Annotated in this window: 14 protein-coding genes; 9 read left to right on the forward strand and 5 right to left on the reverse strand. The window is 42.5% G+C overall.

Annotation, left to right across the window (positions count from 1 at the left end):
* The first annotated feature begins 83 nt into the window (after window positions 1–83).
* The 3 genes from SNR28_RS17940 to ttcA all read left to right on the forward strand — a co-directional run bounded on the left by SNR28_RS17940 (window position 84) and on the right by ttcA (window position 3,010).
* Window positions 84–833 (forward strand): FNR family transcription factor, encoded by a 750-nt coding sequence (locus tag SNR28_RS17940; RefSeq protein ID WP_375754030.1) that lies wholly within the window; start codon window positions 84–86, stop codon window positions 831–833.
* 178 nt (window positions 834–1,011) lie between these two features.
* Window positions 1,012–1,959 (forward strand): universal stress protein UspE, encoded by a 948-nt coding sequence (uspE, locus tag SNR28_RS17945; RefSeq protein WP_375754031.1) that lies wholly within the window; start codon window positions 1,012–1,014, stop codon window positions 1,957–1,959.
* Window positions 1,960–2,080: 121 nt separating this feature from the next.
* Window positions 2,081–3,010 (forward strand): tRNA 2-thiocytidine(32) synthetase TtcA, encoded by a 930-nt coding sequence (ttcA, locus tag SNR28_RS17950; protein ID WP_375754032.1) that lies wholly within the window; start codon window positions 2,081–2,083, stop codon window positions 3,008–3,010.
* Window positions 3,011–3,073: 63 nt separating this feature from the next.
* On the opposite strand, the gene SNR28_RS17955 is transcribed toward ttcA, so the two are convergent.
* From SNR28_RS17955 to SNR28_RS17965, 3 genes are read right to left on the reverse strand one after another with little or no spacing between them, the layout of a single operon-like run.
* Window positions 3,074–3,724, reverse strand: a complete 651-nt coding sequence (locus SNR28_RS17955) for a DUF2987 domain-containing protein (protein WP_375754033.1) — start codon at window positions 3,722–3,724, stop codon at window positions 3,074–3,076.
* Window positions 3,724–4,506: a glucosaminidase domain-containing protein gene (locus tag SNR28_RS17960; RefSeq protein WP_375754034.1), complete on the reverse strand. Its 783-nt coding sequence runs from the start codon at window positions 4,504–4,506 to the stop codon at window positions 3,724–3,726. The genes SNR28_RS17955 and SNR28_RS17960 overlap by 1 nt, the downstream gene beginning before the upstream one ends.
* A complete protein-coding gene (locus tag SNR28_RS17965) occupies window positions 4,499–5,356 on the reverse strand; it encodes a hypothetical protein (protein WP_375754035.1) in 858 nt (285 codons plus the stop codon). The genes SNR28_RS17960 and SNR28_RS17965 overlap by 8 nt, the downstream gene beginning before the upstream one ends.
* A 331-nt stretch (window positions 5,357–5,687) precedes the next feature.
* Between SNR28_RS17965 and potA the strand changes: the two genes are divergently transcribed.
* From potA to SNR28_RS17985, 4 genes are all read left to right on the forward strand, one after another.
* Window positions 5,688–6,788, forward strand: a complete 1,101-nt coding sequence (gene potA, locus SNR28_RS17970; RefSeq protein ID WP_375754036.1) for a spermidine/putrescine ABC transporter ATP-binding protein PotA — start codon at window positions 5,688–5,690, stop codon at window positions 6,786–6,788.
* Window positions 6,775–7,638 carry a spermidine/putrescine ABC transporter permease PotB gene (potB, locus tag SNR28_RS17975; RefSeq protein ID WP_375754037.1) on the forward strand — a complete coding sequence of 288 codons (864 nt, stop codon included), beginning with the start codon at window positions 6,775–6,777 and terminating at the stop codon, window positions 7,636–7,638. Before potA ends, potB begins: the two co-directional genes overlap by 14 nt.
* A complete protein-coding gene (potC, locus tag SNR28_RS17980) occupies window positions 7,635–8,405 on the forward strand; it encodes a spermidine/putrescine ABC transporter permease PotC (RefSeq protein WP_375754038.1) in 771 nt (256 codons plus the stop codon). Before potB ends, potC begins: the two co-directional genes overlap by 4 nt.
* A 124-nt stretch (window positions 8,406–8,529) precedes the next feature.
* Window positions 8,530–9,582 carry an extracellular solute-binding protein gene (locus tag SNR28_RS17985; protein WP_375754039.1) on the forward strand — a complete coding sequence of 351 codons (1,053 nt, stop codon included), beginning with the start codon at window positions 8,530–8,532 and terminating at the stop codon, window positions 9,580–9,582.
* A 207-nt stretch (window positions 9,583–9,789) separates the two neighbouring features.
* On the opposite strand, the gene cobB is transcribed toward SNR28_RS17985, so the two are convergent.
* The gene (cobB, locus tag SNR28_RS17990) at window positions 9,790–10,521 is read right to left on the reverse strand and encodes a Sir2 family NAD+-dependent deacetylase (protein ID WP_375754040.1); all 732 of its coding nucleotides are present in this window, start codon (window positions 10,519–10,521) and stop codon (window positions 9,790–9,792) included.
* Between the two features lie 151 nt (window positions 10,522–10,672).
* The gene (locus SNR28_RS17995) at window positions 10,673–11,893 is read right to left on the reverse strand and encodes an ammonium transporter (protein ID WP_375754041.1); all 1,221 of its coding nucleotides are present in this window, start codon (window positions 11,891–11,893) and stop codon (window positions 10,673–10,675) included.
* A 399-nt stretch (window positions 11,894–12,292) separates the two neighbouring features.
* Here SNR28_RS17995 and SNR28_RS18000 point away from each other — a divergent pair, with 399 nt between their 5' ends.
* Together SNR28_RS18000 and SNR28_RS18005 are read left to right on the forward strand one after the other, a co-directional pair.
* A complete protein-coding gene (locus SNR28_RS18000; protein WP_375754042.1) occupies window positions 12,293–14,638 on the forward strand; it encodes an AAA family ATPase in 2,346 nt (781 codons plus the stop codon).
* 1 nt (window position 14,639) lies between these two features.
* The gene (locus SNR28_RS18005) at window positions 14,640–15,515 is read left to right on the forward strand and encodes a mechanosensitive ion channel family protein (protein ID WP_375754043.1); all 876 of its coding nucleotides are present in this window, start codon (window positions 14,640–14,642) and stop codon (window positions 15,513–15,515) included.
* Window positions 15,516–15,545: the final 30 nt, after the last annotated feature.

Genomic DNA, 15,545 nt, shown 5'->3' on the forward strand with positions numbered 1-15,545 from the left:
GTAATCGTAAGGTTTTTTTAGCTGTCCTTTACGGTATTGCAATGCTAAAATATTGATGTATATCAAATAGTGACTTGGAAGTTATGATTTCGGAAAAACCAGCTACAAAAAGAATTCAATCCGGTGGTTGTGCAATTCATTGCCAAGACTGCAGTATCTCTCAGTTGTGTATCCCGTTTACACTTAATGAATCAGAGTTAGACCAACTTGATCAAATTATTGAACGAAAAAAGCCTATCCAGAAAGGACAAGAGCTATTTAAAGCTGGTGACGAACTAAAGTCATTATATGCTATCCGTTCAGGAACCATTAAAAGCTACACCATCACTGAACAGGGTGACGAACAGATAACAGCGTTCCATCTTGCAGGCGATCTGGTTGGATTTGATGCCATCAATGGAAATGCTCACCCCTCTTTCGCACAAGCTTTGGAAACATCCATGGTTTGTGAAATCCCTTATGAGATCCTTGATGACCTGTCTGGAAAAATGCCTAAATTACGTCAACAAATCATGAGATTGATGAGTAGCGAAATTAAAGGTGATCAGGACATGATTCTGCTACTTTCAAAGAAAAATGCAGAAGAGAGACTGGCAGCATTCCTGTTTAACCTTTCGACTCGATTCTCTCAACGCGGATTTAGCCCAAGGGAGTTCAGGCTAACAATGACGCGTGGTGATATTGGTAACTATCTTGGTTTAACCGTTGAAACAATCAGTCGACTACTGGGACGTTTCCAGAAATCTGAAATCCTGAGTGTTAAAGGTAAATACATCACTATTCTGGACCATGATGAGCTGAAAATTCTGGCTGGAATTTCACCTGAAGAGTGACACCTCAGTCAGCACTCAATTTCAATAGATAAATACCCGAAGTGGCTCGACTAAGAGCCACTTCATGTTTCTGCCTATCCTACTTCTATTTTGCTAAAAATTTCACTCTAAATAAGCTACATTTAAGTTGAAGGAACGATTTAACTCTTTGGTTCTTCTCCATAAATAAGGAGCTTTCATGAGTATTTACAACAAGATTCTGGTCGTTGCGGACGTCAACAATGAAGCCCAGTCAGCACTAGCGAGAGCAATGCAGCTGGCTCGTAAGAGCACCTCGAAAAGCCATATCACTTTCTTCCTGTCTATCTACGATTTCTCTTATGAAATGACATCGATGTTATCTAGCGATGAAAGAGATGCAATGCGTCGTGGTGTAATACAGCAACGTGAAACCTGGATGAGAGAAGTTGCCGCTCCCTATATAGACGATACTGTTGATTTTGATGTGAAAGTTGTCTGGCACAACCGACCATACGAAGCCATTGTCTCTCAGGTGTTCTCTGGTAAGCATGAGATTTTGATTAAGGGTACAAGAAAACATGATGTGTTAGAGTCCGTTATCTTCACCCCAACTGATTGGCACTTGTTAAGAAAATCACCTTGTCCGGTGCTTCTGGTGAAAAATCACGAGTGGCCTGAAAATGGCAACATTGTGGCTTCAGTACATGTCGGTTCAGAAAACCCAACGCATATTGATTTGAATGACTGCATGGTTGAACAGTTAAAGAACTTATGCCGACGTTTAGATGCAACCCCGTATTTGGTGAACACCTATCCGGTTACGCCAGCCAACATTACCATCGAATTACCAGAGTTTGACCCCGCTACTTATACAGACGCGGTCCGCGGCCATCACCTGAAATCCATGAAAGCCTTAAGACAGAAGCATGGAATAGAAGAAGAAAACACCCGAGTGGAGCAAGGATTACCCGAAGATATTATTCCTGCCGTTGCCAGTGAACTTGATGCGGGTCTTGTCATTTTAGGTACAACAGGTCGCACCGGTTTATCGGCTGTTTTCATCGGAAACACCGCAGAACACGTAATAGATAAAATTAATTGTGATGTGTTGGCACTGAAACCGGCCGGATACATCAGTCCTCTTGACCCGGAAAATGTTGAATAGCCAAGTATTTTCTTCAAGAAATCCCCGGCCTTAATCGTCGGGGATTTTTTATAACTGGAATATCCAAAAATTATCCGTATCATACCCTCTCCGAATTGTACAAGGTTACGACAGCAACATTATGACTGAACAGAATCAAGAGCGTACCAAAGCTCAGCAATATAACTTCAATAAGCTACAAAAGCGTATTCGCCGCAACACGGGTCAGGCTATCGCTGATTTCAACATGATTGAAGAAGGTGACAGGGTAATGGTATGCCTATCTGGCGGTAAAGATAGTTTTACAATGCTGGATATCTTAATGAGCCTGCAAAAGAGTGCTCCAGTTTCTTTCGAGCTAATCGCTGTAAACCTTGACCAAAAACAACCAGGCTTTCCTGAACATATTCTTCCTGAGTACCTGAATAGTCTTGGTATTGAATACAAAATAGTAGAAGAAGACACCTACTCGATTGTTCAAGATAAGATCCCTGAAGGCAAAACAACTTGTTCGCTTTGTTCACGTCTGCGCAGAGGCATCTTATACCGCACAGCTAAAGAGCTCGGTGCTACTAAAATTGCTCTTGGTCACCATCGTGACGATATTCTAGAGACTTTGTTCCTGAACATGTTCCATGGCGGCAAAATGAAAGGTATGCCACCAAAACTGGTATCTGACAATGGCGAACACGTTGTAATTCGACCACTTGCCTATTGCCGCGAAAAAGACATCATCAAGTACGCTGATATGCGTGAGTACCCTATTATTCCATGCAACCTTTGTGGCTCTCAGCCAAACCTTCAGCGCCAAAACATCAAGCAGATGTTGAATGCATGGGACAAGCAATTCCCGGGTCGTATTGAAACCATGTTCAGAGCAATGCAAAACGTTGTTCCTAGCCATCTAGCCGATTACGAACTATTCGACTTCAAATCAATCAACCGAGATTCAGGGGTCATTAATGGTGGTGATATCGGCTTTGATAAAGAAGAGTTTCCTGCTCAATCACCAAATAACGATGACGTTGTAGAGTTTGACCCTTCTCTCCAGCTGGATGTCACAAACCTATAAGCTTTCGAGCAGACTAAAAAAACGGGCTTTAAAAAGCCCGTTTTTTGTTGGAAGTGGATTACCCTATTTTGCAGAAGGCAACCAGGGTAAAATTCTTTTTGTTTTATACGGTAACTCTAAATACCCATCTGGAGCTATGTCGGCTAGCAAAATACGCGCGCGTCCGTTCTCGATAGGAACACTCTTACCGTTGGAAAGCATGACATTCCCCTCCTGCTCAGCGAACTCCAGAGTTACTCCCTCTACATCAGGTGTAAAGAAACTGGCAAACATACCTCCTAGAGATTCCAGTATCTCCTGCATTTGAGGTAATAGAGGTTCAAGTTCCTGATACGATACTTTTCCTTCTAACTGCTTCTTACCCATCACTACGACAGAGTAATCACATCGACGATCCTGTGGGGTTTGAATGAAAACTAGCGGGTTGGCTGACTTTAAATTGCCGTCCAGTGGTACCAGTACCTCGTTCACATCACTGATGCTTAACTCTTCGTAATGCTGCTCTTTTTCCATCCAAGCTTTTTTAATCTCGCATTGAGTTTTATATTCAGCATCATTGAAAAATATAGCTACTTTCACATCGGTGAACTGTTCTTCAGCATTATATTTAAGCTGCGAATACAGCTTAGAGTATGTGAACATATATTCCTGAGCATTGACGCTAGGAGCCAATAAACACAAGCTGGCAGCGAAGGTACAAAGTCTTTTTATCATTATTGGGTCGTCCAGTATTTTTTATTCACTCGAATCATGGCCTGTAGATCATCAACATAATCCTGGCCTCGTTCAGAGTATCGTAGCAATCCTTGAGTGAGCTTAATCGCAGCATTGGTGTCGAGGAGGCTACTTCCATCTTTCACCAGGTCTGCACGAATTTGTCTTAGCTCACGATAAGCGTTGTTTCTATTTACGTTCATGAAGTAAGCATGAACAGAAGCGTTGACGGAAGGAAACTTTGCAACTTCGTGGGTTGCGCCTTCACTCCTCTTCAACGGAACAAGTCCACACCCTTTGCTATAACACCATTGTCCAAAATAGTTATTAGCTTCAACCGCGAACCGAGATGTTCCCCAGGCAGATTCATTCGCTGCTTGTGTAAGAACAAGTGCTTCAGGAAGCACGTTGACCTTAATTAAAGCTTGATCGAACCAGTCTGAAGTTATTTCCGTTTCAGGTAAATCTACTTTATAGCGCTCTGAAATACGACCAATGAACTGAATCTGCTCTTCTGTAAAAGATCGAAACGAAATCAGTTTCTGCATCGCACTCAACTGATTTCGTTCATTTTCGATGCGCTCATTTTCTACCTGAACTCCAGTACGCATATAATCAAAAAATGCAGCTTTCTTTTGGCTCACATCCGTAATTGAAGAGAAATCAGGACGCTCATCCAGCGTAATGTCCGTTGGTTCTTCTGCCTTCTCTTCTTTAATAAAGGGATAAAAAATAGCGATGACCAGAAAAATGGCCACCGCTAACTGAATTAGTTTACGCATTAAAAATCTGAGAGTCCTTCGAATCGTTATTCTCTTTATCTTCGGAGTCTGAAGGCCCTGCGTCATCTTCATCATCACTATCGTCGTCATCATTAACTTCGTTTGTGGTGACTATCTTTAACGTTATGCCAAACATATTCCTGTAAATAATGCCCTTTACATGGAAAAACATAGGCAATACAAGAATCAAAAGAAACCCATAGAAAACTGCAGCGGTCACAAATGCTAGCATCATGACTAGGTACAGAGTTGCCACTGGAAACAACTTTTTGTTCACGGCTCTGAGTGAAAGAAACAGTGAACGCATCGGTGATACTCTTTTTTCACAAATCAGCAGTACAGCATTACTAAAGGCAATTGAAAAGTACATGGAAAGTAGTGGCAATAACATTCCAGCGATACCTTGCAACAGCAAACCAGCCAGTGTCGCAACAATCACAGGAATGGTGAACTGAAGCCCCTTAAAGATATGTCTCGAGTAGGTCTTCAACCCTGCCGCATGACTCATCGCCATCAGACTGACACCAGCAAAGATGGGTGCGCTTACCACTTCATAACTGAAATTTGCAACAAATACGGCCTGAAATACATTCGGGTCTAGTGTTTCAGGGTTTTGAATCATCTCTATGATTTGCCACGGGTCGCCAATCTGCATCTGTAGTGCAGTATAGAAAATGGCAGCCTGTACCAGCAAAAGGAAAAGGATAGCTGGTGAGAAAGAGAGGAAGTTTCGCAGTGTAAATTTCCACGCCTCCTGAAGCACAGGTATTACTTTTAGTTCATAGTCACCGGATAGCGCTTTTTCAACAGAACCACCCAGATTGAATGTTTTATCGACACTTTTGTTCATATATACATCCGAGGCTCAACTTAACTCAGCCTCTAAATTAAAGATGTTTCACAGTATACTGAATTGTTAAGCTTTCTTAAAAGCTTATCTAATTGTGAAAATGTTAAATTATACTAATTGCTCATTCATTCCTCAGGTTTTGCTGCTTCTATCCATCCCTGTATCTCTTCAGAAACAAAATAATTACAAGAAATTGTTGTAAAAATACTTTATTACGAAATAAACGCGTACTATGATTCACGCAAACTTTGATAGGTAGAATTATCTTCGATTCTATTACACTCGCGTTTTCGCATATTTTTTTAGGAGGTGAGAGGAATTGGAAAGAAAAATGAGTTCTGGGCATCCAGTTGTAAAACTGGAAAACGTGTCTAAAAGCTTTGATGGAAAACAGGTAATTAGCGCATTAGACCTTACGGTGAATGATGGTGAGTTTTTAACCATCTTAGGACCGTCAGGTTGCGGCAAAACTACAGTATTGCGAATGATAGCTGGGTTCGAAACCCCAGATAGTGGCCGCATCATACTTGATAATGATGACGTTACCGAAGTTCCATCAGAAACACGTCCGGTAAACACCGTATTCCAGAGCTATGCTCTATTCCCTCACATGACGGTATTTGAAAACGTCGCCTTTGGATTGAAGATGCAGAAAGTACCTGCTGCTGAAATTGGTCCACGAGTTATTGAAGCATTAAAAATGGTTCGACTCGAAGATATGGCTCAACGTAAGCCCCATCAGCTATCTGGTGGTCAACAACAGCGTATTGCGATTGCCAGAGCGGTTGTCAACAAGCCAAAAGTTCTTTTGCTCGATGAATCTTTGTCTGCACTAGATTATAAGTTACGAAAGCAGATGCAGATCGAGCTTAAACAGCTACAGCGTCAGCTCGGTATCACCTTTGTTTTTGTCACGCATGATCAGGAAGAAGCACTGTCCATGTCTGATCGTATCGTCGTGATGCGAGAGGGCGTAATCGAACAGGACGGTACCCCAAAAGAAATATACGAAGAACCTAAAAACCTATTTGTTGCAAAGTTTATTGGTGAAATTAACGTTTTCGATGCTAAGGCCATTAGCCGAATAGACGAGAAACGAATCAGAGCCGAAATCGAAGACTTTGAAGCCATTGTCTACTATGACAAAGCATTTGTAGAAGGCGAAAAGCTACAAGTTTTGTTGAGACCAGAAGATCTGCGCCTTGAAGAAATCAAAGAGAGCCAAAGCAAAGGTATCGTTGGCCATGTTACTGAGCGAACCTACAAAGGTATGACGCTCGACTCTGTCGTCGAGTTGACTTCGGGCGAAAAAGTCATGGTTAGTGAGTTCTTTAACGAAGATGATCCCGATGTCGATCACTCACTCGGTCAAAAAGTCGCTGTAACCTGGGTTGAAAGCTGGGAAGTGGTACTAAAAGATGACAACAAGTAAAATTAGCCTCGAAAAGGTAATTGTATTTCTGATTGTTAGCTGGCTGCTGCTCTTTGTATTTTTGCCAAACTTAATGATCATAGGAACCAGTTTCCTTACCCGAGACGAAGCAAACCTTATCGACCTCACGTTGACACTTTCTAACTATGTAAGGTTAGCTGATCCGCTATATCTGAAGGTGCTGATGCACTCTTTCTATATGGCGAGTATTGCAACGCTTCTTTGTCTGGTAATCGGATATCCATTCGCCTATATCATCGCAAAGATGCCAGTTAATAAGCGACCTATTATGCTTTTTCTGGTTATTGTTCCGTTCTGGACCAACTCATTAATCCGAACTTACGGACTCAAAATAGTGATTGGTACTCAGGGCATATTTAACAAGTCGCTAATGTATCTAGATATCATCGATAAACCATTGCGAATCATGTACACCGAAACCGCGGTCATGATAGGTCTGGTTTACATCCTACTACCGTTTATGATTCTCCCGCTCTACTCTGCAATAGAAAAGCTGGATCATACTTATATAGAAGCCGCTAAAGATCTAGGGGCCAATAAACTTCAGACCTTTATAAGAGTCATTCTACCGTTAACCATGCCTGGCATTATAGGTGGCTGTCTGTTGGTTCTGCTTCCTGCCCTTGGCATGTTCTACGTTTCAGATTTACTGGGTGGAGCTAAAAACCTACTGGTCGGTAACGTTATTAAGAGTCAGGTCCTTAATGCCAGAGATTGGCCATTTGGTGCGGCTACCAGCATTTCGCTTACCGTCGCAATGGCTATCCTGCTTTATGCGTACTACAAAGCCGGGAAAATGCTTAACCGTAAAGTGGAGCTGGAATCATGAAGAACCTATTTAAGTTCAGCTTTATGGGGTTGGTATATCTATTTTTATACCTACCTATCATCGTTCTTATCGTTAACTCATTTAATGCCAGCAAGTTTGGTATGAAATGGGGTGGATGGACAACCAAATGGTACAGCGCTCTGGTAAATAACGATAGTCTGATGCAGGCAGCATGGCACTCCATCAACATAGCGGTATTTTCGGCTACAGCAGCAACGATTCTAGGTTCACTGACTGCAGTTGCTCTTTTCCGTTATCGTTTTAGAGGAAAAGGAGTAGTAAATGGCCTGCTTTTTGTCGTTATGATGTCTCCTGACATCGTGATGGCCATATCGCTGCTCGCGCTGTTTTTGCTAATGGGAGCGCAGTTAGGGTTCCTGACACTCTTGATAGCCCACATAACCTTCTGTCTCCCGTTTGTTGTTGTTACCGTATATAGCCGCCTAAATGGGTTTGACGTCAAAATGTTAGAGGCTGCAAAAGATTTGGGCGCGGGTGAATGGGTTATTCTGAAACAAATCATCCTGCCTCTGGCAAAACCCGCAGTTGCTGCTGGTTGGTTGCTCAGCTTTACGCTCTCATTGGATGATGTGATCATCAGTTCATTCGTTACCGGGCCAACCTACGAAATTCTACCTCTTAAGATCTACTCTATGGTTAAGGTGGGAATTTCCCCGGAAGTGAATGCTCTCGCTGCGGTAATGTTAGTGGTTTCTCTTGTACTGGTATTGTTTTCTCAGCTACTTGCCAGAGAAAAAATAAAGTAAGCATATATATCTAATTTTCAAACTTAATTATCTGGTTTAGAATTCGTGAGAATGACTAAAGCGGATGGTAAATGTGACGCTTAGTCGAATAATCAAGTGTCATTGTCAAAAAAATGGAAATGTCATGAAAAACTGGTCAAAAACTTTTAAGAGCGCTTTGTGCGTTGCAATTTCGAGTGTCGTAATCGCTTCACCTGCTATCGCAGATGACAAAGAACTCTACTTCTACAACTGGTCTGAATATATTCCAAACTCCGTTCTGGAAGACTTTACTGAAGAAACCGGCATCAAAGTTATCTACTCTACATACGAGTCAAACGAGACGATGTATGCCAAACTTAAAACTCAGGGTAAAGGCTACGACCTTGTTGTACCTTCAACGTACTTCGTATCGAAGATGCGTAAAGAAGATATGCTTCAAAAGATCGACAAAGAAAAACTATCACACTTTAAAGATCTGGATCCCAACTACCTGAACAAGTCTTTTGACCCAGGCAATGACTACTCTATTCCATACATTTGGGGTGCAACCGGTATCGGTGTTAACTCTGATATGCTGGATAAATCTTCCGTTAGCAGTTGGGACGACCTGTGGGATCAGAAATGGGAAGGTCAGCTGATGATGATGGATGACTCCCGCGAGTTTTTCCATATTGCTCTGGTTAAACTAGGCTATTCAACGAATACGACTAATCCAGACGAAATCAAAGCGGCTTATGAAGAGTTGAAATCGCTAATGCCAAACGTGCTAGTGTTTAACTCGGATTTCCCAGCGAATCCATACCTAGCCGGTGAGACGTCTTTAGGAATGTTGTGGAATGGCTCTGCTTATATGGCGAGACAAGAAGGCGCTAACATCGAGATCGTATGGCCTGAAAAAGGTGCGATTTTCTGGATGGATAGCCTGGCGATTCCAGCAGGTGCTGTAAACACAGACGCTGCGCACAAGATGATAGACTTCCTACTTCGCCCAGAAAACGCAGCGAAGATCGCGCTAGAAATTGGTTACCCTACTCCGGTTAAATCGGCTTATCCTCTACTTCCTAAAGAGTTCGCTGAAGACCAGAATGTATTCCCACCACAAGAAGTGATGGACTCTGGTTTCTGGCAAGATGAAGTTGGCGAAGCAAGTGCACTTTATGAAGAGTACTTCCAGAAGTTAAAAGTAAATCAGTAATAATCTGATTTCATTGTATAAAAAGAGCGGCTCAATAGCCGCTCTTTATCATTTTTGCCAACCATAATGTGAAAGCGATTACTGGATATGCTCTACTCTGCCCAACCGCTGTTTTAATGAAAGGTTATCAAAATAAAGTTCATCTATTTTGCATGTTGGCTCCGTAGAGCATAACCAGCAACCGCACCAAGCTCTTTACTTAAAAAGTTATGCCCTCTTTGCTTCTAAATGGGCAAGCAGTTCCTCGACTAACTGAGGCACTTCAATACTTGCTTTTCCATAACGCTTTTCTTCAAACTCGGACTCTACAGCACTCGGCTCAAGATTTATCTCAATGGTGTGTGCGCCATGCATTCGTGCATCGTGAACAAAACCAGCTGCCGGATACACCACACCAGAGGTACCAATAGAGATAAACAGATCAGCTTTTTCCAGAGCGTCATAAATATCGCCCATTCTCAGAGGCATCTCACCAAACCAAACAATATGCGGTCTCATTTGAGCGGGAATTTGGCAACAATGACATAACTCGCCCGTAAGAATGTCGTCTTTATGTTCTACAACCTGTCCTGTCTCAGAGCATCGCGCTTTGAGCAGTTCACCGTGCATATGAATTATGTTAGAAGTTCCGCCTCTCTCGTGCAAATTATCGATATTTTGGGTAATGACCGTCACCGTACCATCTAATTCGGCTTCAAGTCGCCCTAGTGCAATATGAGCGGCATTAGGCTTAATCGAATCGCTCTGAAGTTTGCGTCTGCGCTTGTTATAGAAATCCTGAACCAGATCCGGGTTAGCGTGAAAACCTTCCGGAGTAGCAACATCTTCAATTTTGTGGTTTTCCCACAGCCCGTCCTGAGCTCGAAATGTTTTAATACCTGATTCAGCAGAGATACCAGCGCCAGTAAGAATAACGATATTTCGGTATGGGAATGCCATAGTAATAAGTCCTTTTTTGCCAATCCGTCTTTAAGTAAAGTTTAGCACTTAGGAAATATCACTTATAGAGATAAGGTTTTAGACAATGGTCGTAAAAAAACGGTGAGAACACCGTTTTTCTAACTCAAGTCATACTTTGTGCGTAAAGACATTACTCTTCATTTACAGAACTTATCTTGTGAATAGCTAAGTCAGCACCATTGAACTCGTCTTCTTCCGACAAGCGCAATCCAGTAACTTTGTTAAGTACACCGTATACAAGACCAGCACCAGCGACAGCAACAACGATACCCAGAATAGTACCAAGTACCTGAACAATTAAGCTCACACCACCTAGACCACCCAGAGCCGACTGTCCAAAAATACCAGCAGCAATACCACCCCATGCACCACAAACACCATGTAATGGCCACACACCTAATACATCATCGATTTTGGTTTTGTTCTGCATAAAGGTGAAAAGCCACACGAATAGCACGCCAGCAACACCACCAGTAATTAACGCACCAAGTGGGTGCATTAAATCGGAACCCGCACAAACAGCAACCAATCCTGCTAATGGACCGTTATGAATAAAGCCTGGGTCATTTTTGCCAGCGACAAGTGCTGCAAGAATACCACCGACCATCGCCATCAACGAGTTCATTGCAACTAAACCGCTTATGCCATTAAGTGTCTGTGCGGACATTACGTTAAAGCCAAACCAACCTACGCAAAGTATCCAAGCACCCAACGCTAGGAAAGGTATGTTAGAAGGTGCAAAGTTAGTGTGCTTGCCAGCGCGAATACGCCCTTTACGCATACCAAGGAAGATCACCGCAACCAGTGCAATCCATCCACCAACCCCATGAACCACTACCGAACCTGCAAAATCATGGAAACCAACACCAAAGGAAGATTCGAACCAGCCTTGTATACCAAAGTTACCATTCCAGATTATCCCTTCAAAGAAAGGATAAACTAAACCAACGGTGAAAAACGTCGCAAGAAGTATTGGATAGAATCGAGCCCGCTCTGCGATACCACCAGAAACAATAGCTGGAATAGCGGCAGCAAAAGTAAGAAGGAAAAAGAATTTAACGAGCTCGTACCCATTACCCGCAGAGAGCGTTTCTGCACTTGCGAAGAAAGTTGCATCGTACGCAACCCAGTAACCGATAAAGAAATATGCGATAGCCGAAACGCCAAAGTCTGCAAGGATCTTTACCAGTGCGTTTACCTGATTCTTTTTACGAACAGTACCCACTTCAAGAAATGCGAAGCCAGCGTGCATCAAAAATACCATGATGGCACCAAGCAAAAGAAATAGTGTGTCGGAACTCTGTGTCAGAGCCTGAACTGCACCGTGAACCTGTTCAATATTGTTACTCATTCTAAATACTACTCCATGTAACCGCACAGCTTTAGTGCGCTTTTATATCTTTCTAACCAAAATGGTTAATTTCGTTAGGATGGAGAGCTATCAGCAATTACCGTACCATATACAACACCAGTGGACATCACCTCAGATAATTCACCTATCCAACTGATTTATAAATAGTTAAAGATACATCTCATTTATGCTTAAGTATCAATCTAAACGGGATCAACAACTCAATGGCACCATCATGGTGCGAAGATGCACCGATTTGGAATACTCCATTGAACTGCATAAACACGAGCGGAGGCGGATGTCAGGAAACAGACAAAATACCATTATGCAACTTGGTATATATCTATTTTTATCTAAAATTGGGAACGAAAATAACGAAGTTTCAGTTGGTTAGCTTATATGTTCTGCAAGAATCTGCACCGTTTATTGTTATCTATGGTGCTTTTAATATTCTCCTTATCGGTTTTTGGTTGGGAGTATCACCATGACACAGGCCCCAGAATCAGTAACTCTGCTCGGGAAATCGCATACGAAATCACATTACTCCCCGATCCTCTTTACGTGACAAGTCAGGACGCTGAGAAAGTGCGTCAATTGATGAATGCTGTCATCAGCGATCAGGATATGCATTCTAATAAACTCTCTACTTCTATCGCTTTATATCATGACTCAAATGGAAACAAGGAATGGAACAATGCCGAGTTCCATTACCATACCCTCTCTAGCCTCAGTGATAGTAAACAGGCCCTATTAGATTTAAGCACAAACGAGACAAGAGACCAGCTCACCGGATTTGGCCCTAAAGGTGTGACTCAGTTTAGGAAAGAGCTACAACTTATCAAACTTAAGACTGAATACCTGGCTTTGTTCCAGGTAAGAAGTTTTCATTCTTTTGTTAGAGATATCTACATATCTCCAGTACCAGTCATCTCCACCGCCGTTAAAGTTATTTTGGTCTATCTGGTGCTAACCTGGTGGCTAGCAAACAACAAACGGCTAATAAACAAGTTCAAGCAATCTAAGATTGAAAACAGCACTCAGCCACCAATGTGGGCAAAGGTCGCCTGGTATGTGTTTAAAGCTAACGTAGCAATAGCATGGTTAATAGCTATAACCGTCACGCTTCAAATAGTGTCTGCGCTGCCCAGCCTTCAACATCTGGTGTTTTTAGAAATCTTCACCTGGTGGGTACTTGGAGGATCAATTGCAATTAGTCTTATATTAGAATTTGTTGCTCGACACTCGAAAACGTCAAACCAAAAGATAATCGCTTTGCGACTTTCAACAGTCAGAAGATATGTGTGGAGCATTATTTGCGCTGGTGTCGTTTTACAAATTTCTATGCGCATCTTAGGTAAAGGGACCATTTATTATTGGATAAGCAGTACCTTCACAATCTGGTTCGCACTCATTACCGTTCTAACCCTCCGAAATTGGCGTCCAGTCGTGTTTGCTAGTGCCGAAAAAATCGTAGAGAAACCACCAGTTGTCACATGGTCAATCCAGAAAAAAGATGCCTTTGTTCTGGGCTTGATAGCGACTGTCATCGTAATTGGCTGGCTTATATCCCATAGAGCCAAGTCGGCCGTAGTTTCGGTGCTCTCAAGATACAAAATATTTGGTCAGGTTTTAGCGTATCTCTTTAGGATCGAAATCGCGAAACAAAACAACAACTCGGATGCGAATAAAAACCTGGTGCGAGTGCGCGGAAATGAAGCTTTTGAGTATGTTCTTCCCGGTAGCGAAGACTCAAAAATTACCGACTATGGTGCATCTGAAATCAAGCAACTCTCTAAGTTTGTGCTGACCGATAGCCCCGCAGTTTGCGTTATTTCCGGGGAACGAGGCATAGGAACCACAACATTCCTACGTCAAATTCTTCACAAACTAAAGAATGGTACCCCTATTTATATCAACTGCCCGTATGCCGGTTATACTGCTTTGTTGCAACAACTCTCGCCAAGTTTAGGCCTCGATGAAGATGCATCTGAAATCCAAATTCTCACAGCATTGAGAAAAAGTAACACCAACTATTTAATTACTGTAGATAACGCTCAAAGGTTAGTTAAGCCAATGGTTGGAGGCTTATCAGAACTCATCAGGTTTACCAACCTTTTACGACGTTCTAAAAAGAATCACCGCGCACTTCTTGCTATTGAAAAGTCAAGTTGGAGATTTGTCGACAGAGCAAGAGGAGAACGACTGCTGTTCGATTGGGTTGCATTCTTACCTCGCTGGAGTGAGTTACAAGTCTCAGAACTACTTACAAGCCGTATAAATCAGAGTCGACATATCTCGTTTGAAGGCCTCACGGTTCCCAAACAATGGGACCACGAAGACATGAGCGAAGATGAGCGAGCCAAGCGTGGATTTTTTCGGGTGTTATGGCACTACTCAGATGGTAATCCTACGGTGGCACTACGTTTCTTCCGCTTCTCTCTCAATAGAAATAAAGAAACTGAACAAGTTGTCGTCCGATTGTTTCATGCCCCTTCTTCACAGGAGTTAGAGAAGATGCCCAAGCCGATGCTCGCAGTGTTGCGCTCGATTGTTCAACTTGAGGTTGCTTCACCTGAAGAGTTATCTGATTGCACCCAGCTCAGTATCGCAGAGGTCACAGGTACGCTCCGATACTTCCAAAGCCGTGGTTTTATTGAATGGAGTGAAGAAAAAGCAAGGGTCTCTGACCATTGGTTTAGGCACATAACAAACGTGCTTCATCGACAACATCTATTGGTGAAATAAAATGATCTTGTTATCGATAATATTATTGACGTTAAGCCCAACGGTTTACGCTGTTGAAGGCGTCCCGGACATAAAGAAAATTGAGGAGTTTGCCAGTCTGATACGTTGGAGCGGTGTCTTGCTCTCTTCAGGCGTTATAGGTGGAACCTGGTTACTGCTGCGATTTATTGATTCTGTAGTAGAAGGCATCAGCAATCAATTTGTGCAATATAGAATGGTGCTACAAAAGCTTCAGTCATTCTTCCAGTTTTTTATCTATATCACAGCTGGTCTTGTTGTGTTTATGATGAGCTTTCGCATTAACGATCATATTCTCGCGCTTATTGGGGGTACTTTAGCCGTGTCCGTTGGTTTCGCACTCAAAGATCTGGCTGCGTCTTTCATAGCGGGGCTTACGGTCATGATTGATAGGCCCTTTCAGGTTGGTGACCGCGTCACATTCGAAGGTAACTACGGAGATATAATCACGATTGGATTACGCTCAGTTCGGATGAGAACACTGACTGATGACATAATCACCATTCCAAATAATAAGTTTCTTAATGAAGTCACCATGAGCGGCAACTATGGTGCGTTGGATATGCAGGTGGTCATCCCCTTTTTTGTCGGAATAGATCAGAACATCACTCTTGCCAGAGATTTAATACAGGAAGCAGCTGCATCAAGCCGCTACATCCATTTACCAAAACCTGTCACGGTTCTGGTTAAGCAAACAATTACTGAGAGCTATCTTGCTATTCAGTTAACTTGCAAAGCCTATGTTGTTGATACTGCGTACGAGAAGTTATTTGAAACGGATATCACGTTAAGAGTAATGAAAGAGTTTCAAAAGAATGGTATCGAGCCACCGCGTATAGCGGTGAACTCTCATCATTAATTGCGGGTTAGGATTAAGGCAGTTGCCAGT

Source organism: Vibrio iocasae (assembly GCF_042245395.1).
Lineage (GTDB): Bacteria > Pseudomonadota > Gammaproteobacteria > Enterobacterales > Vibrionaceae > Vibrio > Vibrio iocasae.